Genomic DNA, 20438 nt, shown 5'->3' on the forward strand with positions numbered 1-20438 from the left:
GGCTGGCAAATGGATTGAAGCGCCAGCTCGAATCCTGGCGCCTCATATTGTCACCCTACTTCTCCAGGCAACGAGCAACGATGTTCCTTATGGTCTCGCGGCGGCGTGCCAGTGATGCCTTTCCATCAGCCGGCTACTCCCTGCGCTAGTACTTCGCAGAGTATTCGCCCACTGCGGTTCCCTTAACCATCTTCACGCGGAGGAACTGATCCTGACGGTGCTCGAAAGCTTCCTTGAGGCTTCGATGAACGGATTGTGCCACCTCGTTCGGATCGTAATCACCGCCGGACTTCCCACTCACGGTCAGAAGATGATTGGCATACTCCATGGCGGCCTCGGGGTACTTTCGTTTGATCACATCGCGCGTGAGCGCTTCAGCTTTCTCGAACTCCTCCTTCGTCAGGATCCCGTACTTCAGTGAGAGTTCATCATCGGGGACAATGGGGCGGGCGAACCGATTCTTTGTATCGACCTCAAAGAAAATCCCCACATCTCCCGCACCAGAGGGATTGGACCACTCAAAGCTGACCAAGTAGAGCCCCTCGCCCAACTCCTTCGCGCTCCAGCCCTTTACAGCAAGAATTCCTCGGACCTCGCGGAACCGCGACTGCGCGATACCATCCAGCCGATCTTCTTCCGGTATATTCAAGTATCGCTTCGCCATACCAGCGAAGTCCTCAACGCCTGTTTGCATACTCTGCTTAGCCAGCGCAATAGCCAAATCGCCTCCTGCGAGCGGATTTGGCCTAAAGCCCTTATAGACCCAACCAATGGCACCAATTGCCACGACAGCAACAAGCAAAGAATTGATAAGCGTCTTGGCAGCAGACAAAAGCACAGACTTGACACCTTCTAACATTGACTCCCCCAATGGGCACAGCACGGACATCCGCAGAGAAGGCTATCATACCGTTGGTAAACCTGCCTCGGAGAGGCTCACGCCGCAGTAATCGCATCGTTGGTTGAAGGGAGAGTTGCGGTCGTCTCGGGGGTTTAGCGAAGAACTCCTTGGACCCCACAACTTCCTCCGGCTATTCAAAGTACCGGTATCCATCTGCCAAAGCCGTCCGCTACCTCTGCGTCAAGATGCGCTGGTCCCTCGTTTCCAATATGCTTGAGGAAGTCCACCTCAAAGCCGATTCACTCGAGAGACCATGTGGCTCGTTATTTCACTGGCGATGGCGGTCACGGGCGCATCAATGGCGCCATTTTGCCTAAGACTTCATTGCACCGGCCTATGGCTGGGAAAGGTTCTTGTCGATCCAATTGTCAGCAAAGCCATGCCGAACGGCCTCCAAAATGCAGTTACTGACGGTTGGCCAAGCACCCTTGTAGCAGGGGTCAATATCTTCAGATTCGTAGCTTTGGGAGTTGCGCTCATGCACGCATGGTGGGCGCCCATAGTGGTCTTTATCTTGGGCTCGTGGACGTCCTCATTAATCTCACGGACGCAACTGGTGCCGATCGCACTAGAGCGATACATCCGTATCTTTGTAGTCCACGCACAGCGACGCGGTGAACAGTTCAGTCATCGGGGTGATCTAGAGCGGGCTCAACTCACCGCAGATTTAGCAAGCTCTCTTGAAGAAATATTAATGCTGTACCTTGGACAGGGGGTGGAAGCCCCAGATTTCGCTTCCGCTCGAGAGGCGCCATTCGGAGATGCGAGCTATCTGTTACGGCACGCTGCTGACAGAGGGCACGCCATGCCCATGTAGTTGGCCTGCGGTAGATGCCACTACGATGCTGGGTGACTGACCAAGGATACAGCACATCCGGATGACTGAATTGCGAGTGGACCCGGGCACGAACCTGGACGTTTTCCGACTAATGAAAGAGGGCTCGACTCGAATTGGAGAGAGCGTCTCTGCCATCTAACCCCGGTCCTCCTCGTCCGCCTCATCCAGCCCCTCCGGCGACTCCAGGAGCCGCCGGGCCCGCTCCATCATCTCCACGACGATCTGCCCGGCGGGCTGCACGGTGTCGATGCGCGCCATGCTCGCGCCTCCCGCCGGGAGGCTCATCTCCTCCAGGTCTCCCTGCGTGTCCGGCGTGGGCAGGAAGGAGCTGAACTTCGGCATCACGTACGTCACGTCCAGCACGCCCGGGAACAGCCGCGTCGTCCCGATGGGTTCTGACGCTTCCGTCCGCGGCGCGCTCGACTCGCGCCCTGCCCACTCGCGCACCACGCGGTTGCGGATCACCCGCATGCGCTTGCCCGGCCACTCCGGGCCGAACAGCGTCGTCATCGCCGTGTCCCCCGCGTCCCCGTCCACCAGCCGCTGCTTGTAGAGCGGATGCGCGTACGCCTCCACCGACGCCACCAGCCGCGTGCCCACCCAGACGCCGTCCGCGCCGTGATGCAGCGCTCGCGCCGCGCTCAGGCCATCCGCGATGCCTCCCGCCGCCAGCACCGGCACCGCGTCCGACAGCCCCCGGAACTCCTTCACCAACGCCAACGTCGGCGTGCTGCCCAGGTTGCGCCCGCCCGCCTGCCGCCCCTGCGCGATGAGCCCCTGTGCACCGGCGTCCAGGGCCTGCCTCGCCAGCTCCACCGTGCCTGCCTGCACCCAGACCCGCGTCCCCGCCGCCTGCAGCGCTTGAATCCACTCGCGCGGCGGCAGGTCCCAGTGGAACACCACCACCGGCACCTTCGCCGCGATGCAGGTGTCCACGTGGTCCCGCGTCGTGAAGCCGTGTGGCTCCAGCCGGTCCATGATGAAGTCCACGCCATAGGGCCGCCGCGTGCCCGCCTGGATGGCCTTCAGCCGCGTCTCCAGCACGCCCGGCGGCTCCGGCGCCGTGCCCAGCATTCCCAGGCCGCCCGCCTCCGACACCGCCACCACCAGCGGCGGCAAGGACACGAACGCCATCCCCGCTCCGACGAAGGGATAGTGGATGCCCAGCTCGCGCGTCAGCCGCGTCCGCAGCGTGTTGCCTTCCAGGACGTAGATGGGCTTCGGCTTCGGGCCATCTTCCAGGCCCGCGGCATCGGACTCGCCGTCCGCCAGCGGCGCCTCGTCCTCGGAGGTGCCGGAGGGCTGGCCGGGTCGTCCGTCGTTCGCGCCGTTCATCGCGTCTCCCGATTGGATGCTGACGTACCGAGCCTTCAAGATTAGCAGCGCCGCCCCCCGAGTCAGCCGCGGCCGGGCGGGGCCGTGCTCACTGGCCAGCAGAGCGGCCTCACTCCTCCGGGATGAGGCCCCCGGGTCCCAGCATCGCGTCCGTCAACACCCGCCCCCGGCCCAGCCTCCGTGTCAGGGGCCGGTAACGCCGCGAGACCAGGGGGCTCAACCGGAACGGCAGCTTCCGCTCCCGCTCCACCTGACGGGCCCGCTCCACCAGCGCCTCGCGCGTCAGCCGCAGCGGCCCCTCCAGCCCCACCAGGATGCGGTTGGTACTGGTGGGCACCTCGAACACGGACAGCCCGTGGAAGCTCACCTGGTAGGTGCGCACCATCGCATCGAAGTGCGGGTTCGCCGCCGACTCCCAGACGTTGCTCACCACCGCGCCGCCCCGGGACAGCCTCGAGCGCACCGCGCCCAGGAACTCGCGCGTGGCCAGGTGGCCGGGAATCTGCTCCGCCCCGTACGCATCCAGGAAGATGAGGTCGTAGGGCGGCCCGTCCTCTTCGATGAACGCCCGCCCGTCCGCCACGTGCGTTCGCAGGAGCGCGTCCTCCTGGAAGCCGCAATACATCTTCGCGGCGTCCACCACCGCCGCGTCCAACTCCACCACGTCGATGTGCGTGTCCGGCAGCACCGCGCGCAGGAACATGGGGATGGCGCCGCCACCCAACCCGATGGCGAGGATGTTCTCCGGCCGGGGGACGAAGGCCAGCGCCACCATGGACATGCGGGTGTACGGCAGCTCCAGCCGCAGCGGCTCGCCGGGCCACACCACGCTCTGGCGCGCGCCCCCGTCGCCAAAGCGCAGGGAGCGGCGTCCTTCCGCGTCCTCGGTGACGATGACGGGCCCGGCGCCGTCATCGCATTCGTCCTCGACCGCCAGGGCCCGGGCTCCCTACTTCGCGCCCGTCACCGGCAGGGGCCCGCTGTCCAGCACCCGCTGCGCCGTCACGGCCGGCCCGTACTGCGGCGTCTGGATGGGCGTGCCCTGCGAGTCCTTCCCCTGGCTCAGCGCGATGGCGTCCGCGTCCGGCAGGTAGCCCACGCGCAGGGACACCTCGCGCACGGCGGACAGCTCCCGCGTCTCCTCCGGGCCCGTGGGGTACGGCAGCGCGGTGCGCAGGGGCAGCGGCACCACCGCGCGGCGGTTCGCCGTGGCGCCCGGCTCCACGCGGGTGACCGCGGGCACCTCCGGGGCCTCCACCGCCAGGTCCTCCGGCACCGGCAAGAGCAGCCGCGACAGCACCACCTTGCCGCCGGACAGGTCCACGTAGGCCCGCTCGGGCGCCAGCGTGAGGTGGCCGCTGAAGCCCACGTCCCACAGGCCGTCCAGCAGCAGCACGGCCTTCGGCGTCCGGTTGTGCACCGCGTAGGTGACGGCGAGCGTGTCCGCCTCGCGCGCCACCGATTCCACCTTCAGCTCCACGTCCGCCTGGGCCACGCGCTGTCCTCCTGGGTCCGCTGGGGTTGCCACGGGCCGCTCCGGCGCCCGCGCACACCCCACGATGAGCGCCAGCGCCATGATGGCACCCGCGCGGCGGAAGTTCCTCATCCCCCGCATCCTAGTAGCGCGGACGCGTGGGCAGGTTCAGATCGTCGCGCAGGACGTTCTCTCCGGGACGGCCGGGCTGCACCACGTCCGGCGTGGACGGGTCCTGGTCCAGGTCGATGGGCAGGCCCACCGCGGAGGGCTCCAGGTTGCGCGTGCCGTTCTTGGAGCCCAGCGCCAGCGTGCCGTTGTTCATGTCCGACGCGTGCACCAGCTCGTGGAACAGGCCGACGACGGGCGGGCGGTTCATCCACTCCTCGCCGCCCAGCGAGATGCGCGTGGTGTTGTAGTTCACCTGCGCGTCCGTGCCCTTGCCCGGCGTGCCGTCCGCGTTCATGAAGCCGTCGTTGAAGTTCGTGCCGCCCGCGCTGTTGCCGCCGGACGTCTCGCGGATGACCGTCTTCTTGCCGCTCTTGTCCAGCGTGCCCAGCAGCTCCTGGCCCGAGGGCAGCGAGCGCATCGCGTCCAGGTCCGACTGCACGCGCGCCTGGAACTCCGCGCTGCCCGTCACGGAGACGGAGGAGCCGCGCTGGTCCGCGTTCGACATGTCGACGATCTCGCGCTCGGCCTTCTCCGAGTCGGCGGTGGTCTCGTTCTCCTCGACGTAGAGCTTGTCCGTGCCCGTGCCGCCCGCGACCTTGTCCGTGCCCTCGCCGCCCGCCACCGCGTCGTTGCCCCGGCCGCCGCTCAGCGTGTCGTTGCCGCGCCCGCCGATGACCTGGTCGTCGCCCTCGCCGCCGTGGGCCCGGTCGTTGCCCGCGCCACCGTCGATGTAGTCCCGGCCCTTGCCGCCGGACACGTAGTCGTTGCCGTCCAGGCCGTAGAGCACGTCGCGTCCGTCGCCGCCCAGGATGCGGTCATCGCCCGCGCCGCCCTCCAGGTAGTCGTCGCCGTCCTGGCCCTGCAGCGTGTCCTTCCCTTCGCCACCGATGACGGTGTCGTTGCCCGCGCCGCCGATGAGCGTGTCGTTGCCCTTGCCACCGGTGAGCTTGTCGTCGCCCTCACCGCCATCCAGCGTGATGTCCTGGGTGACGCTGGCGTCCACGGTGATGGAGTCGTTGCCCGCGCCGCCGTTGATGATGACGCCCTTGGCCTGCTCCGCCGTCAGCGTCACGGTGTCGCTGCCGGACTTGATGGTCAGCCCGCCGTCCTTGCCCTGGGACACCGTCGCGGTGTTGTTGCCCACGCCCAGGTCCACCACCGTGCGGCCGTCCGCGTTCGTGCTCACCTGCGGTGCGAGCGCCTTCTGCACGCCCTTGGCGATGCCGCCGATGGCCGAACCCACGGCCGAACCGATACCGGACAGGAAGCCGCCGCCCTTGTCCTTCTTCAGCGCGGTCTCCGTGGTGCGGACCTCCGAAAGCTGGGGACGCGCGCCCGCGCGGGGCCCCGAGTCGAAGCCGTCCGACATCCGCTGCGTGACGGCGGCCTTCACCGCGTTGGGCTTCGCGGACGTGGCGGGCGCCTTCACCGGCTGCGAGGACACAGGGGACGAGGGGCGGGCGCCGGGCTTTCCAATCGTGGTCATGTCGCTTCTCCCAGGTGACGGGGACACCCGGCCGTAAGGTCCCGGCGCCGGGGCGCCAGGGTCGGCCGAACGCCGACATTCCAGATTGTCGTCAACGTTCGCGGCCAGTTGCGTCGCACTCCCGGAAACGACACGGCGCGGCACGGAAGCCCTTGGAATCGTTGTGTTTCTCAATTCTCGATTTCCAGGATCCGAACGGCTCTTTCGTGTATTACGGCTTCACCGCCCCTCCCGCCATTCGCGGGGCAACGGAGGCGGATGACGGGAGGGAGCACCGCATGAAGCTGAAGACGTTGCTGTCCGCCGGGGTGGCGCTGGCCGCCGCGGCGTGGGCTGGACCGGGAGTGGCGGCCACGGCGAACGGCCCCATCTGCGACACGGCGGCCTACGTGAACTCGACCACGTATTACGGCTGCACCGGGAGCAGCCACACGGCGCTGGATATCGGGAACGGCACCTGCGGCGAGTGGAACCACCGCGGCATGCTGGTGGGCAACTACTCCTATTACTACTACGGCGGCTGCGCGGCGGCCTGCTACGGCTCCACCTGCAACGGCGGCGCGGGCAACTACTACGTGGTGTCCGGCGCGAACGGCTGGGACTTCCGCCAGCTGCACATCTACGCCAACGTCAGCGCCGGCACGAAGACGTGTGACCGCTGCGCGCTGGGCCTGGTGGGCGGCACGGGCAACGCCACCGGCCCGCACGTGCACGCGGACAACCGCCAGTACGGCACGCGCAAGTCGGCCTGGTACACCAGCGTCGGCACCACTTGCGGCACCAACGCCTACTGCAACAACCGGCTGGGCGTTCCCACGCTGTAGCCCGTGCGTGTCCTTCCGGGCGGGGGCCGTGCGTGCCCCGCCCGGCCTTTCCTCTCCCGCGTGAGCCTTCTTTCGACATGACCTCCCGTCCCCTCTTCAAGGTCGCGCTCGCCGGCCTCGTCCTCCTCGTCGCCCTGGGCGTCGTGTGGTGGCGAGGCGCGGACAGGGCCGATGACGCCGGTCCTCCGCCGCCCGTCGCGGCGACTCCCTCCACGGCCACGGCAAGCAACGCGGCCGTCGCGCCTCCGCCGGCCGCGCATGCCGGACCGCGCGAGGAGATTCCCCTCCCCGGCTGCTGGGACGGCCTGGCCGCGCTGGACCAATCCGCGACGCTGGAGTCCCTGCACGCCGCCGTGGCCTCCGCCATCCAGGCGCGTGACACCGCGCTGGTGGCCTACCTCCAGGAGCGCCTGACGGAGCTCGTGGGCAAGGATCCGGACCGGGCGCTGCAACTGGTGGCGTGGGCGGTGAACGCCGCGCCTCCGGAGCCGGCCATCTACCTGGAGGCCCTGAAGGCCGCGCCCGCCGTGCGCCATCCGCGCGTGACGGAGAAGCTGCTGGCGGTGGCGGAGAACAAGTCGCTGTTCACGCAGGACCGCGCGGCCGTCCTGGACGCGCTGGAGACGCAGCACCACTTCACGCCGGAGACGCGCGGCCGCATCAAGGCCATCGCGCTGGATGAGTCCGCGGACTCCGCCGCGTGGGTGGCCACGCGCACGCTGGGCCGGGTCATGAAGGAGGACTACGAGCGCACCGGCACCTATGCGCCGTACTGGAAGGACCTGCTGGACATCGGCACCACGTCGGACGACACGGCGGTGCGGCTGCTCGCGCTGGAGATGCCGTCGTACTCCAACCCGCTGCTCGACTCGGACTCCATCGACACGCTGGCGAAGGTGATGCGCACCGACAAGGAGCGCGACGTGCGCGAGATGGCCGCCTTCCGGCTCGCCGTCACGGAAGACCCTCAGAAGGCCCTGGCCGCGTACCGCGCCGCCTTCGATGGCGAACACGATTTGTGCGTGCGCTGGGCCTTCCTGCGCTTCGCGGTGCGCGCGGCCGGCGCGGATGCGCTGCCCCTGGTGGAGGAGTTCGCGCGCAAGGACCCGCGCCTGCGGCAGGACTACCTGGACTTCAAGGCGCTGTACGCCAGCGGCACGACGGACTTCGCGCGCATCTGGATGGGCAAGAAGGAACACCACGACTGCGTGGTCGAGGAAGGAGCGCCGCACTGATGGGCCCGCGATTGCTTTGGCTGTCACTGCTGCCCGGCCTGGCGCTGGCGCAGGGCGCCCCCCTCCCCGTCCCCACCAAGACGGCCTGCACGGTGGAGGGCATGCTGGACGAGGTGCGCGTGGCCATGAAGACGGGCTCGCCCGCGTACCGGAAGTACGCGCGGCTGCGCCTGAAGGAGGCCGCCATCGCGATGCCGCCGGAGGCCCTGGGCCGCGCGGTGAGCGAGGAGCGCGACCCCGCCGTGCTGGAGGCCGTGGGCGCCGCGCTGGCCACCAAGGCGAGCAACGCGCAGAAGCCGGAGCTGCTCCAGCCGCTGCTCTCCCGCGCGAGCCAGGACGCGGACCCCGGCCTGCGCGCCGCCGCCGTGCGCGCGCTCCAGGGTTCGCCGTCCGTGGAGTTCATGGCGAAGAACGGCGACGTCGTCACCTACGAGCAGCTGGTGCGCGACAGCTCCCCGGAGGTCCGCAAGGCCGTGGTGGAGAACCTGGTGACGGAGAGCTCCGGCATCTACTTCGGCCACAACCCGGAGCTGGCCGAAGCGGCGGTGAAGGTCGCCGCGGCCTCGGGCGACCCGGCGGTGGCGTCGCGCCTGCTGGGTGAGGTCTCCATGGAGGCCGCGAGCCCGGAGGTGGTGCGCAAGCTCACCGGGCAGCTGCGCTCGGAGGACGCGGGCCTGCGCGCGGCGGCGGCCAAGGCGCTGGGCGGCGTGCCGGGCTCCGAGTCCGCGGGCGCGCGCCGCTCGCTCACCTCGCTGTACCGGAGCGACAGCGACCTGGCGGTGCGCAAGGCGTCGCTGGAGGGCATCGCGCGGCTGGGCCAGGCCCAGTCCCGCCCGGTCCTGGAGTCGCTGCGCGGCGTGGACAAGCGCCTGGATCCGGAGCTCGACGCGTGGCTGTCCGCGCTCCAGAAGAACCTCCAGGAGTGGCACCTCATCCTGCGGGAGAAGCAGCGCCTGTCGCCCTGAGTGCGTGCTGGCGGGCAGCCCTCGCGCCCGGCTTCGCCCAAAAAGGTGGCCGGGCGGTGGGGAGTGGGACAGGTTGGGGGGGCCATGTCCGACAGCGGTTTCGGCTCGTCCACCCTCGCCCTGGCGCTCGTTGGCAGCGCCGTCACCGTCCTCTCCACCAGCCTGGGCGCCGTGCCCGCCCTGGCCATGGGCGGCATCACCCAGCGCACCAAGGACGTGCTGATGGGCTTCAGCGCGGGCGTGATGCTCGCGGCCACGGCCTTCTCGCTCGTCGTGCCCGCCATCCACCTGGCCGAGGAGCGCTCCACGTCGCGCTTCTTCCCCGCGCTGGTGGTGGGCGGCAGCATGCTGGTGGGCGGCCTGTTCCTGCACCTGTGCAACCGCTTCATCCCGCACGAGCACTTCATCAAGGGCCAGGAGGGCAACGCGCAGGCGGCGAACTTGAAGCGCATCTGGCTGTTCGTGCTGGCCATCGCGCTGCACAACTTCCCGGAGGGGCTGGCGGTGGGCACCGGCGTGGGCAGCCGCTCCATGGCCATCGCCGCGCCCATCCTCGTGGGCATCGGGCTGCAGGACATCCCGGAGGGCTTCGTCGTCGCGCTGGCGCTGATGGGCGTGGCGTACAGCCGCAAGCAGGCGGTGCTGGTGGCGCTCTACACCGGGCTGGTGGAGGGCGTGGCCGCGCTGGTGGGCTTCTTCGCCACGTCGTTCGCGTCAGGCGTGCTGCCGTGGGCGCTCGCGTTCGCGGGCGGCTCCATGCTGTACGTCGTCAGCGACGAGATGATCCCCGAAAGCCACCGCCAGGAGTACGCGAAGGAGGCCACCGCCGGGCTGATGGTGGGCTTCGTGCTGATGATGTTCCTGGACGTGACGCTGAGCTGACGTCCCTCCGGATGCGTGCGTGCCGCGTCTGTGTCCTGGAGGACACCCGGCTGCCGCAGCCCCGGGTGGCCCGGACGTGGTAGTTTCAGGGGCATGTCTGTGTCGGATCGAACCCGCATCGACGGGCCCCCCGGGGAGTCGAAGGACAAGGGCGCCCGCCCGGACGAAGACGGGGCGGATGCCGCGCTCCACGTGACGCTGCCGTACGAGCAGGCCCGCCGTCCGGGGGACCTGCCCACGGTGCGCCGCTTCCGCCTGTCCGTGGTGGAGGGCCCGGGCGCGGGCACGGTGTGGGAGTCCACGGCGGACACCTGTTCGGTGGGCTCGCATCCGCTCAACGACTTCGCGGTGGAGGACTCCACCGTGTCGCGCTTCCACTGCGAGGTGCGAATCGGGCCCAAGGGCCCGCAGGTGAAGGACCTGGACAGCCTCAACGGCGTCATCGTGGACGGCGTGCAGGTGGTGGAGGGCATTCTGCGCAGCGGCAGCCTGCTGCGCCTGGGCCGCGTGGTGCTGCGGTTCGACTTCAGCGCGGAGAGCAACCGGCTGCCCCTGTCGGAGCTGACGCGCTTCGGCACGCTGGTGGGCACGTCCGTGGCCATGCGCGGCTGCTTCGCGATGATGGAGCGGGCCTCCGCGCGCGACGTCACGGTGCTCCTGGAGGGCGAGACGGGCACGGGCAAGAGCCAGGCGGCGCTCGCCATCCACCAGGCCAGCCGGCGCAAGGACGCGGCGTTCCTGGTGGTGGACTGCGGCGCCATCCCCGCGCACATCCTGGAGAGCGAGCTGTTCGGCCATGAGAAGGGCTCCTTCACCGGCGCGGTGAGCCGGCGCGCGGGCGTCTTCGAGGAGGCCGACGGCGGCACCGTCTTCCTGGACGAGATTGGCGAGCTGCCCCCGGAGCTGCAGCCGAAGCTGCTGCGCGTGCTGGAGAACCGGGAGATCCGCCGGGTGGGCAGCAACACGTACCAGCCCGTGGACGTGCGGCTCATCGCGGCCACGCACCGCGACCTGCGCGCGGAGGTGAACGCGGGCCGCTTCCGCTCCGACCTGTTCTTCCGGCTCGCGGTGCTCCGGATCGCCATGCCTTCGCTGCGCCAGCGGCCGGAGGACCTGTCCATGCTGGTGTCGGGCATCCTGGGGTCCCTGGGCGCGGATCCGGAGCGCACGGGCGCGCTGCGCACGCCGGAGTTCCTGTCGCGGCTGAGGCACGCGGCGTGGCCGGGCAACGTGCGCGAATTGCGCAATCACCTGGAGCGCTGCCTGGTGTTCGAGGACGCGCTGCCGCTGGCGGAGGAGGACTCGCGTCCGGAGGGCAGCCCGCTGGAACTGGATCTGTCCCGGCCGTACGCGGAGCAGCGCCGGCGCGTGGTGGACGACTTCGAGCGCAGGTACCTGCGGGCGCTCCTGGAGAAGCACCAGGGCAAGGTGGCCCAGGCCGCCGTCACCGCCGGCATGGACCGCGTGCACTTCTACCGGCTGCTGCGCAGGCACGGCATCAAGCCGTAGGCGGTTTTCAGCGCCGGGAGGAGAGCCGCCAGCGCCCCGGCGCGTCCGGTACGGGGCTGGCGGCGAAGTCCGCCTCCAGTCCCCGCAGCGCCGGGCCGGTGACGACGGGCGTGGCGTCTTCGCCCCCGTCGCGCACCCAGCCGGACAGGTGCAGCAGGCCCCCTTCCCCGCCCGCCGCGTCCCACGCGGAGGCCGCGCCGTCCGTCCAGCCGTGGGGCTCCTCGCGTGACGTCAGCCGGTCCACGTGCACGGTGACGTGGAGGTGCACGGCGGCAGGGTCCTTCCCCGTCAGCGCGAGCCCCACGTCCAGCACGCGCGCGCGCAGCTCGCGTTCGCGGCGCACGTCATCCGGCAGGCTGGCCACGGCGAGCAGGCACGCGCCGCCCATCAGCCGCACCTCCAGGCCGGCCTCGCGCGCCAGGGTGCTCGCGCGCTCCAGGCCCGCGTCCAGGTCCTCCATCGCCTCCGGGTTGGGCTCTCCCGGCAGCCGCGCCTCCACGTAGAGCCCCACCGCGCGCGGCACCTCCACCGGCGCCGCGCCGCCCAGCACCGCGCCCCGCAGGTCCTCCAGGAGCGCGTCCACGTCCGGGTAGCGGTCCTCGCGCGCCTTGCGCAGACACCGGAGCACCACCGCGTCCAATGCGGCGGACACCGGCGCGTGTTCGCCCGGGCGCGGCGGCGGCGCGTGCAGGTGCTGCTGCTCCACCTCGTGGCGCGTGGTGCCCTGGAACGGGGGCATCCCCGTGAGCAGCTGGAAGAGGAGCACGCCCGCGGCGTACAGGTCGGTGCGCGCGTCGGGCACCTCGCCGCGGATCTGCTCCGGCGCCATGGACAGCGGCGTGCCCAGCACCACGCCGGTGTGCGTGAGGGAGGAGCTTCCCGGAGTTCCCGGCACCAGCCCCTTCGCCACGCCGAAGTCCACCAGCTTCACGGCGGGGCCCCCCCGGCCGGGCGCGAGCCGCACCACGTTCTGCACCTTCAGGTCGCGGTGCACCACGCCCGCCGCGTGCGCCACCCGCAGCGCCGCGCCCACCTGCTCCATCACCTCCAGCACCTCGCGCGGAGACAGCGGGCCTCGCGTGGCCAGCTCCGCCGCCAGGTCCTGCCCCTCCAGCCACTCCATGGCGATGAAGGGCCGGCCGTCCGCAAGCTCGCCGTACCCCAGCACCGTGACGATGTGCGGGTGGTGCAGCCGCTGCAGCGTGGCCGCCTCGCGACGAAAGCGCCTGAGCGCCACCGCCGCCGCGGCCACCTGCGGGTGCAGCACCTTCAGCGCGGCGGGCACTCCCGAGCGCGCGTGGCGCGCCCGGTACAACGCGGAGACGGGGCCGTGCACCTGGACGTGGTCCACGACCCACTCGCCCACGAGCGCGCCGGGGCGCAGCTCCTCGCCGTAGAGGGCTTCTTCTCCGTTGCCCGCCATGGACTAGCGCTTTTCCTTGCCCCGGCCGGTGTCCTGCGGCGGCGGAGGCTCCGAGTAGCGCTTGCACAGGTCGCGGTGCTGCTCATCCACCAGGTCGCACGCGCCGTTGAGGTAGACGGTGACAGGCTCGCCCCAGACGGTGTTGTTCAGGTCGCGGCACCGCTCGAAGTCGCCGTCGCCGTTCAACAGCGGCCCGTCCTGCGTCTCGCACTGGTGCGTGGCCTGCGGATTCGTGTCCCAGCAGGGTCCGGTCACCTGCGCCGCGCAGTCCTCGTTCGTGCCGGGCAGCGCGCACACGCGGTAGGTCGCGTACGCCATGCCGTGCACCCAACCCGGGTCGTAGCAGGCGTAGAGGTCCTTGAAGATGGGCTTCGCCTGGCGGGTGCGCGGCCGGTTGACGACGTAGCGGTCCTTCGACCCCGTCGCCAGCGTCACCGTCACGTTGATGTCGTCGCGGAGCGCGTCGCGGCCGAAGAGGTTGCCGTAGAAGGCGCCTTCGCGGACGCGGTACACGGCGCGCTCGGAGAGGGGCGCCTGCACCGCCGAGGACCAGGCCACGTTCGCCGTGCCCTCCGCGCTGCTGTCCCAGGGCGCGGTCATCACCGTGAAGTACCCGCCGTTCGCCGGGCAGGCGAACGTCACGGTGGGGTCCGTCCCCAGCGAGGGCAGCGGGTACGTGGAGCCGAGCGCGCAGCCCTGGCTGGAGTCCACGTGCCGCGCGTCGCCCGCGTCACACCCGGCGATGCCCCGGCACACGCGCAGCATCATGCGCGCGCCCGAGCTGGAGCCCAGCGGCGCCCCGGAGGAGCAGCCTGGCGGCCCCCCCGCGCCCACGCTGACGGTCTGACCCGCGGGGCACCAGCCCACCGAGTGCATCGTCCAGCCGCAGTCCCGTCCCGAGCCCACCGTCTGGCTGCCGCACTCCACCGCGCTGCTCAGCGGCCCTTGCGAGGGCGGCACGTGGTCCAGCGGCACCGTCCACGAGTCCAGCGCGAACGGCTGCGCGATGGCGTGCTCGGCATCGTGGAGCTCGCCGCGCATCGACAGCTCCACGCGGTAGCCCAGCAGGTTGTTGCGCGCCAGGAGGCACGCCGTCACGCGCTTGAGGCACTCATCGCCCGGCGTGCCCGTGCGCCACCACGGGCAGAGGCCCGCGGAGCCCTCCCATTCGCTGTCCTGAGAACCGGCCGGCTGCAAGGGATTGACCCATGCGAGCTTCTCCCCTGGGTCCAGCGCACAGCCCACCAGGTACGCCATGAAGCGCTGCGCGTACGGGTCGCGGAGCTGGTGGTTGACGAGCGCGCTCTGCGGGCCGCTCTCCATCACGTCGGGGTCGAAGAGCGACTCCAGCGAGTTCGTGGCCAGGGCCTCGTTGGCGTCGTGGTTCGCGGCGATGGCGTTGAGCACCAGCTCGCGCGTCGTGAGCGAGTTGGCGATGCGGATGTCCGACTCACTCGTTCCGAGCACCACGTCGGCGCTGGGGTCGGCGCGGGTGTCGTCGGGGAGCGCGGACTCGCAGCCGGTCAGCGCCAGCAAGAGGAAACACCAGGGGACTCGGAGGAGGGAGGAGGCCATCGCGCGAACACTCCTTGGGCAGGATTTGGAAATGGGAGGAAAGGAAACCCCAGGCGTGGCCTTCTTGTCTCCCTGTAGCGCGAAAGGTTACGGGCGCGGCGCCGAGTAGCGTTTCCCGTTACAGCGCGGAGCGTGTGAGCGCGGCACGCAGTGCGTGGAAACGCGTAGACCACAGTGGCGCCTCCGCCACGACGGGTGCGGCGCGTTCGAGCCACGCGCGCGCTTCGTCCATCGCGCCGGTGCGGCGCGCGATGCCGGTGGCCTGCAGGAGGATCTCCGCCTTCTCGTCCGGCGACGCCAGCGCGTCCGCTTCCGCATGGAGCGCGACCCAGTCCGTCGCTTCGAACGCGCCCGTGACCTGCTGACGGACCTGGAGCTCCACCAGGCGCCGCATGATGGCGGTGGGCGGCAGGGACTCCGGCGGGCAGCGCTCGGAGATCCAGGCGAGCTGCCGTGCGGCCGCGGCCTCGTCTCCCGCGGCGGCCTGGATGCGGGCGAGGAGCAGCGCATCCACGGGCACGGGGTGTTCGCGGAAGAAGCGCACGCCCAGCTCATGCGCGCGCTGCGCGAGCGGGAGCGCTTCGTCCAGGCGGCCCTGCATGTAGAGCACTTCGGCCAGGTTGAACGTGGCCCAGCGCTCCATCTGCGCGTGGGCCAGCTCGCGGCCCAGGGCCATGGCGCGGCGCAGGTCCGCTTCCATGCGGGACACGTCGCCCTGGCGGAGCCACAGCAGGACGCGGTTGCTCAGCACAGCGGCCTTGTGCAGTCCGTCGCCCGCGGCCTCGCAGCGCTCCAGCGCTTCGTCGAAGCGCGCGGCGGCCTCCGGGGCGCGGTCCAGGAACGTGAGCGCGGAGCCGAGCAGCGCCAGTGACACGACCAGCGTCTCGTGGTCCCGGGCGCGCTCGGCGCCTTCGGCGGTGGAGGTGAGCACGCGGGCCGCGGCGGCCCATTCGCCCTGGCGCACGTGCAGACGGCCCCGGGCCAGGCCACAGCGGATGGACAGGCGCGGCGCGTCCAGGGACTCGATGGCGTCGAGCGCTTCGCGGGTGCAGGCGGCGGAGCCGTCCGAATCCTCCATCCAGTCGCGCGCGGTGGCTTCTTCCAGGAGCAGGTCCACTTCGAGGGCCGCGTCGCCCCGGGTGCGGGCCAGGGCGCGCGCGGCGGACAGGTCCGCGAGGCTTTCCCTGAAGCGCTGGAGTCGGTGGCGCACCTTGCCCCGTCCCGCGAGCGCCTGGGCCCGGCGCGCGTCGTCGGACTCCGGCAACAGCGCGAGCGCGCGCGTGTAGTGCTGTTCGGCTTCGACGGGCAGGTGACCGGCGCGGGCCTCCTCCGCCAGCGCCAGGTAGTCGCGCGAGGCCTCCTGGTGGGCGCCACACACGGCCGCGTGGTGGGCCCGGCGGCGGCGTTCGGCCACGTCGTCGCCCACGCTGGCCTTGAGCGCGGCGGCGTGCAGCGCGCGGCGGGGCGCGGAGGGCAGCAGGGCCTCCAGGGCCTCGCGCAGGAGCGGGTGCCGGAAGGCGAAGCGGCCCGGGCTGGTGGGACGCAGGAGGCCCGCGCGAGCCAGGCGTTGCAGGCCGGCGCCCGCGTCCAGGGCCGCGGCGCGTGACAGCTCCGGTCCGGAGGCCAGGTGGCGCAGGGCCGAGTCCACCCGAGCCACGTCCACCTCCGTGCCGAGCACCGCGCACAGCCTCGCGAGCACGCGGTGGGCTTCTGGAAGGCCCGCGAGCACGCGTGGGGCCAGCCGTTCAAAGAGCGGCGTGACGGAGACGTCCAGCAGCGCATCCGGTGCGACGTACCACCCGCCACCCGGCGATGAACGCAGGGCGCCTGCGGCACGGAGCGCGCGAGCCAGTTCGACGAGGGACAGGGGCACGCCCTGCGCCAGCAGTTCCAGGCGCGCGAGCACGGGCTCCGGGATGTGCTCCGCCGGGCGCAGCAGGTGGATCAGCACCGCGCGGCTGGCCTCTGGAGGCAGGGGCGGCAACAGGTGGCGCGAGGCCTGGGCGCTGCGCTCGCCCAGGTGGGGGCGCAGGCCCAGCAGCGACGGGCGTCCAGCGACGCAGATCCACAGAGGAGCCCGAGGCCCCGCGAGCGTGGCGCGCTCCAGCACGTCCAGGCTCAAGGGATCCGCGAGGTGCGCATCGTCCAGCAACAGCACGAGCGGAGCTTCCCGGGCCTGGGCGAGCAGCGCGTCGGCCAGGATGCGCGGCTCCGCGGAAGGACGGCCCACGACGGCGCGCAGTGCATCCAGGAGGGAGTTGGACACCGACGCATCCGGAGGCGGAGCGCGCAGGCGGACGACCCGGGCATGGCCCGCGGACTCCAACCGGAACGCGAGCCCCTTGAGGAGCCGCGTCTTGCCATGGCCCACCTCGCCGGTGAGCACACCCAGGCCCGGCTCCAGCGACGACAGGCTCCGCGCCGCGTCCGCGACCAGTGCATCCAGCAGCGCCTCGCGGCCCACGAACGGAGGAGGCGCGCCGTCGGCTCGCGAGCCCTCCTCGTCCTGGAGGCGCAGCCGGAAGAACGCACCAGGCTCAAGCGCGTCGTCCACGGATTGGGGTGACGCCGGACGTGCATCCTCTGCGGCCACACTGTCGTCCTGCCGGGGAGCAGGCTCGATCCACCCGGGCTCAAGCCGTACGACCGCCTCCGGTGTCACCCGCACTTCGCCTTGCGCGAGCCCCCTTCCCCACCATGTCTCCGGCCGCTCCAGCGCGGCACCCGCGATGCGCGGCAACGTGGTGCCGGGATGCACGTACAACACCGCGACGTGCAGCACCGCCGAGGCCTCTCCCGACTCCACCAACCGCCGTGCCGCGAGCGCGCCCGCGCGCACGTTCGCTTCCGCGGACAACGACTCACAGAAGACGAGCAGGTAGCCCCCTGCCGCGACACGCGCCAGCACCCCGCCGAACGGCTCCAGCGTGGCCGCCAGTCCCTCCACCGACGCGGCCGTGCGCAGTCCCAGCAGCGCCACCGGCCTCGAGCCCGCGAACGTCGCCAGCGCCTGCGCAGGCCGCGCGTCCTTCGCCCCCACCACCGGTAGCGCGGGCCCTTCCGCGCACGCGGCCTCGAAAGCAGCCAACACCTCCGCCGCGCTCGCGTACCGCTCCGCAGGCGCCTTGGCCAGACACCGCGCCACCACCGCGTCCAGCGCCGCAGGCACCCGCGCCCGTTCCGATACGCGCGGCGGACGCTGGCTCACGTGACCTTCACGCACCTCGTCCGGCGTGCCATGGAACGGCGGCGTGCCCGTGAGCAATTCGAACAGCAGGACACCCAGCGCGTAGATGTCCGCCGCCGGGCCCGCCTCGCGCGCGTCCAGGCACTGCTCCGGCGCCATGTAGACCGTCGTGCCCGCGCGGTTCCCCGCCTCCTCCGCCGGCCCCGCGTCCCCCCACCGCGCGAGCCCGAAGTCCAGCAGGCTCAGCGCGCCACCTTCGCGCAGGAAGATGTTCTCCGGCTTGAGGTCCCGGTGCGCGACACCGGCCGCGTGCACGCGCGCTACCGCCGGACACAGCCCCGTCAGCAGTTCCCGCACCCGCGCCACGGACGCCGCGCCTGAACCCGGCAGCGCCGCCATCCACGCCGCGAGCGTCTGCCCTCGCAGCAGCTCCTGCACCAGGAACGGCCTGCCCCCGACGCGCCCCTCCTCCAGCACCTCGGGCACCGTGGGCGGCCCTACGCGCCGGAGCGCCTCCGCCTCGTGGGCGAAGCGCGCATGGTGCGCGCCCAGCCCCACCTTGAGCGCGACCTCACGCCCATCCGCCTCCCTCACCGCGGTGAAGACGTGGGCGAACCCTCCCACGCCCAGCAGCGCGGCACCGGACAGGCCGGGGACGTCGGGGATCGCCAGCGGCTCCAGGGGGAAACCGGCCCCGGCGACGACGCCATTCACGGGACACGCCACGCCGGGAGCGAGGCGGCGGTGACAGACCGGACAGCGCATGGGGAGCCCCGAAGGCTACCAGAGCGCTCGCGCCAGGACGATGCCCACCCCCACCAGCCCCTCGCCCGCGATGAGCCCGGCCGCCAGCGTCACACCCGGCCCTTCCGACGAGGGCCGCCACCGCCGCGCCAGCTCCCACCCCAGCCCGCCCAGGAAGAACCCCAGGCACGTGGAGGCCGGCAGCAGACAAGCGAGCCCCATGCCCACCGCGGAGGGCATCCAGCGGCGGAAGCGCTCCGGCAACGCCTGCTCCCCCAGCGTGAGGATCGCCGCCGCTCCAGCGGCCCACGCCATCGCCAGGCGCAAGTCCGCGGAGACGGCATCCAGCCCCGACGCCAGCACCCGCGCCACGCCCGCCGTCACCGTCGCGGCCGGTGCCGGAAAGCGCTCCGAGCCCAGCACCGACGGCTCCGGCACCAGCAGGTAGAACAGCGGCACCACCACCAGCGCCCCCACGACACACCCCACCAGCTGCGCCACGAACACGCGGCGAGGATTCGCGCCCAACAGGTGCCCCGCCTTCAGGTCCGTGAGCAGATCCGCGGACGACGACGCCGCGTTGACCGTGATGCCCGCCGTCGCCAGGTTCGCCCGCACGTCCCCGGGCAGCAGCACGCCATACGTGAGCTGCGTCACCTGCCCCAACGCGCCCACGGGGCTCACGTCCGTCTCCCCGGTGACTCGACAGGAGATGAGGCACAGCACGAACGACAACGCCACCGCGAGCAGCGCGTGCGGCACCGGCACGTCGAAGCCCACTCGCGCCAGCGCCACCGTCGCGGGCGTCAACACCAGCATCCCCGCCACCCACCACCGCCCCGGCACCTGGAGCGCTTCAATGGGATGCGGCGCCTGGCGAGGCCCGCGAAGCCCTCGCAGCGCCCGGCCCCACACGCGGGCCTGGAGCGCGAACTGCAACAGCGACGCGGTGGTGAGCGCCGCGGCGCCCGGCCACAGCGCCCACGCGAGGAAATCCCCCTCCGGAGCCACCACGCCCGCCGCCATCAACCGGGGCGCGACGACGCCATGGACGACGAGCGCTCCCAGCCACATGGACGCCGTCACCCGCACGCCCAGGAGCGCGCCGCCGCCCACCGGCATCAACCCCGTCTCCAGCGCGAACCCCAGCCGCTCCAGCGACACCCCACCCAGCGACCCGGGAAACGCGAACGCATAAGGCAAGCGCCCGAAGCCATCACGCGCGAGCGTCAGCGCCCCCGCGATCATCCCGCCCAATCCCAGCATCCGCAGCCGGGGCCCCGCCGCCTCACCGCCCGAGTGCAGCGCACGCGCCGTCGCCGCCGCCGCCGTCCCGGACGCGAACGGAAGCTGCTCCCGGTCCACCAGCTGCCGCTTGAGCGGCACCGCGAACATCACCCCCAGCGCGGACAGCAGGAACGTCCACGCCAGCAGCGTCACCCCGGGCAGGTGGTGCCCCGTCGTCAACAGCCACGCCCCCTGCACCGACACGAGCGCCCCACCCGTCGCGTACCCCGCCGACGACGCCACCGTCTGCGCGCACCCCAGCTCCAGAAGGGACAGCGGCTCTCCGGCGGCACGAGGGCCCAGGCGCCGCAGCGCCCCATGCGCCGCGGACGCGAGCAGCGCGGCGGTGACGGCCACGCCGAACGCCACGCCCGTCTTCAACCCCGCGTAGAGGTTGGTGGCACAGGTGAGCACGCCCAGCCCCGCGCCCAGCGCCACCGCGCGCAGGGTGAGCTGGGGCAACCGGTCCCCCTGGTACACGTGCGTGAGCCAGTAGGTGTCCACCTCCGCCTGCGTCGTGCCGGGGATGCTCAGCAGCGTCAGCGAGGCGTCGGTGGGCGAGTCCCCGGCGGGGACGGCACGGGAAGCGGGGGCCGACATGG

Annotated in this window: 14 protein-coding genes; 5 read left to right on the plus strand and 9 right to left on the minus strand. The window is 71.3% G+C overall.

Annotated features, from left to right (window positions below; translation table 11 throughout):
• Positions 1-145 precede the first annotated feature (145 nt).
• The 5 genes from D7X96_RS05875 to D7X96_RS05895 form a co-directional block, all read right to left on the minus strand.
• Complete coding sequence (locus D7X96_RS05875; protein ID WP_147468248.1) at positions 146-859, minus strand: hypothetical protein; 714 nt, start codon at positions 857-859, stop codon at positions 146-148.
• A gap of 1015 nt (positions 860-1874) precedes the next feature.
• Positions 1875-3074: an NAD(P)H-dependent flavin oxidoreductase gene (locus D7X96_RS05880; RefSeq protein WP_121769205.1), complete on the minus strand. Its 1200-nt coding sequence runs from the start codon at positions 3072-3074 to the stop codon at positions 1875-1877.
• 109 nt (positions 3075-3183) lie between these two features.
• Entirely contained in the window at positions 3184-3903 is a 720-nt protein-coding gene (locus D7X96_RS05885) for a spermidine synthase (RefSeq protein ID WP_233609911.1), read from the minus strand.
• 120 nt (positions 3904-4023) lie between these two features.
• Positions 4024-4680 carry a hypothetical protein gene (locus tag D7X96_RS05890; RefSeq protein ID WP_120548640.1) on the minus strand — a complete coding sequence of 219 codons (657 nt, stop codon included), beginning with the start codon at positions 4678-4680 and terminating at the stop codon, positions 4024-4026.
• A gap of 10 nt (positions 4681-4690) precedes the next feature.
• Positions 4691-6205, minus strand: coding sequence for a M91 family zinc metallopeptidase (locus D7X96_RS05895; protein WP_121769206.1), 1515 nt, complete (start codon positions 6203-6205; stop codon positions 4691-4693).
• 278 nt (positions 6206-6483) lie between these two features.
• On the opposite strand from D7X96_RS05895, the gene D7X96_RS05900 reads away from it, so the two are divergent.
• The 5 genes from D7X96_RS05900 to D7X96_RS05920 all read left to right on the plus strand — a co-directional run bounded on the left by D7X96_RS05900 (position 6484) and on the right by D7X96_RS05920 (position 11620).
• Positions 6484-7029 (plus strand): M23 family metallopeptidase, encoded by a 546-nt coding sequence (locus D7X96_RS05900; RefSeq protein ID WP_121769207.1) that lies wholly within the window; start codon positions 6484-6486, stop codon positions 7027-7029.
• 77 nt (positions 7030-7106) lie between these two features.
• Positions 7107-8264, plus strand: a complete 1158-nt coding sequence (locus D7X96_RS05905; RefSeq protein WP_121769208.1) for a HEAT repeat domain-containing protein — start codon at positions 7107-7109, stop codon at positions 8262-8264.
• Positions 8264-9229 carry a HEAT repeat domain-containing protein gene (locus D7X96_RS05910; protein ID WP_121769209.1) on the plus strand — a complete coding sequence of 322 codons (966 nt, stop codon included), beginning with the start codon at positions 8264-8266 and terminating at the stop codon, positions 9227-9229. The genes D7X96_RS05905 and D7X96_RS05910 overlap by 1 nt, the downstream gene beginning before the upstream one ends.
• A gap of 84 nt (positions 9230-9313) precedes the next feature.
• Positions 9314-10111, plus strand: coding sequence for a ZIP family metal transporter (locus D7X96_RS05915; protein WP_121723708.1), 798 nt, complete (start codon positions 9314-9316; stop codon positions 10109-10111).
• Between the two features lie 93 nt (positions 10112-10204).
• Positions 10205-11620: a sigma 54-interacting transcriptional regulator gene (locus D7X96_RS05920; protein ID WP_244219460.1), complete on the plus strand. Its 1416-nt coding sequence runs from the start codon at positions 10205-10207 to the stop codon at positions 11618-11620.
• A gap of 7 nt (positions 11621-11627) precedes the next feature.
• On the opposite strand, the gene D7X96_RS05925 is transcribed toward D7X96_RS05920, so the two are convergent.
• From D7X96_RS05925 to D7X96_RS05940, 4 genes are all read right to left on the minus strand, one after another.
• Entirely contained in the window at positions 11628-13043 is a 1416-nt protein-coding gene (locus D7X96_RS05925; RefSeq protein ID WP_121769211.1) for a serine/threonine-protein kinase, read from the minus strand.
• 3 nt (positions 13044-13046) lie between these two features.
• A complete protein-coding gene (locus D7X96_RS05930) occupies positions 13047-14618 on the minus strand; it encodes a hypothetical protein (RefSeq protein WP_121769212.1) in 1572 nt (523 codons plus the stop codon).
• A gap of 118 nt (positions 14619-14736) precedes the next feature.
• Positions 14737-18570, minus strand: a complete 3834-nt coding sequence (locus tag D7X96_RS05935; RefSeq protein ID WP_121769213.1) for a serine/threonine-protein kinase — start codon at positions 18568-18570, stop codon at positions 14737-14739.
• 15 nt (positions 18571-18585) lie between these two features.
• The gene (locus D7X96_RS05940; protein WP_121769214.1) at positions 18586-20436 is read right to left on the minus strand and encodes an OPT family oligopeptide transporter; all 1851 of its coding nucleotides are present in this window, start codon (positions 20434-20436) and stop codon (positions 18586-18588) included.
• Positions 20437-20438: the final 2 nt, after the last annotated feature.

Origin of the sequence: Corallococcus interemptor (assembly GCF_003668875.1) — a bacterium.
Taxonomy (GTDB): Bacteria; Myxococcota; Myxococcia; order Myxococcales; family Myxococcaceae; genus Corallococcus; species Corallococcus interemptor.

Excerpts from the sequence above, each read along its gene's own strand:
- D7X96_RS05875 (WP_147468248.1), bottom strand. The coding sequence starts at position 859 with ATGTTAGAAGGTGTCAAGTCTGTGCTTTTGTCTGCTGCCAAGACGCTT.
- D7X96_RS05880 (WP_121769205.1), bottom strand. The coding sequence starts at position 3,074 with ATGAACGGCGCGAACGACGGACGACCCGGCCAGCCCTCCGGCACCTCC.
- D7X96_RS05890 (WP_120548640.1), bottom strand. The coding sequence starts at position 4,680 with ATGAGGAACTTCCGCCGCGCGGGTGCCATCATGGCGCTGGCGCTCATC.
- D7X96_RS05895 (WP_121769206.1), bottom strand. The coding sequence starts at position 6,205 with ATGACCACGATTGGAAAGCCCGGCGCCCGCCCCTCGTCCCCTGTGTCC.
- D7X96_RS05900 (WP_121769207.1), top strand. The coding sequence starts at position 6,484 with ATGAAGCTGAAGACGTTGCTGTCCGCCGGGGTGGCGCTGGCCGCCGCG.
- D7X96_RS05905 (WP_121769208.1), top strand. The coding sequence starts at position 7,107 with ATGACCTCCCGTCCCCTCTTCAAGGTCGCGCTCGCCGGCCTCGTCCTC.
- D7X96_RS05910 (WP_121769209.1), top strand. The coding sequence starts at position 8,264 with ATGGGCCCGCGATTGCTTTGGCTGTCACTGCTGCCCGGCCTGGCGCTG.
- D7X96_RS05915 (WP_121723708.1), top strand. The coding sequence starts at position 9,314 with ATGTCCGACAGCGGTTTCGGCTCGTCCACCCTCGCCCTGGCGCTCGTT.
- D7X96_RS05920 (WP_244219460.1), top strand. The coding sequence starts at position 10,205 with ATGTCTGTGTCGGATCGAACCCGCATCGACGGGCCCCCCGGGGAGTCG.
- D7X96_RS05925 (WP_121769211.1), bottom strand. The coding sequence starts at position 13,043 with ATGGCGGGCAACGGAGAAGAAGCCCTCTACGGCGAGGAGCTGCGCCCC.
- D7X96_RS05930 (WP_121769212.1), bottom strand. The coding sequence starts at position 14,618 with ATGGCCTCCTCCCTCCTCCGAGTCCCCTGGTGTTTCCTCTTGCTGGCG.
- D7X96_RS05935 (WP_121769213.1), bottom strand. The coding sequence starts at position 18,570 with ATGCGCTGTCCGGTCTGTCACCGCCGCCTCGCTCCCGGCGTGGCGTGT.
- D7X96_RS05940 (WP_121769214.1), bottom strand. The coding sequence starts at position 20,436 with ATGTCGGCCCCCGCTTCCCGTGCCGTCCCCGCCGGGGACTCGCCCACC.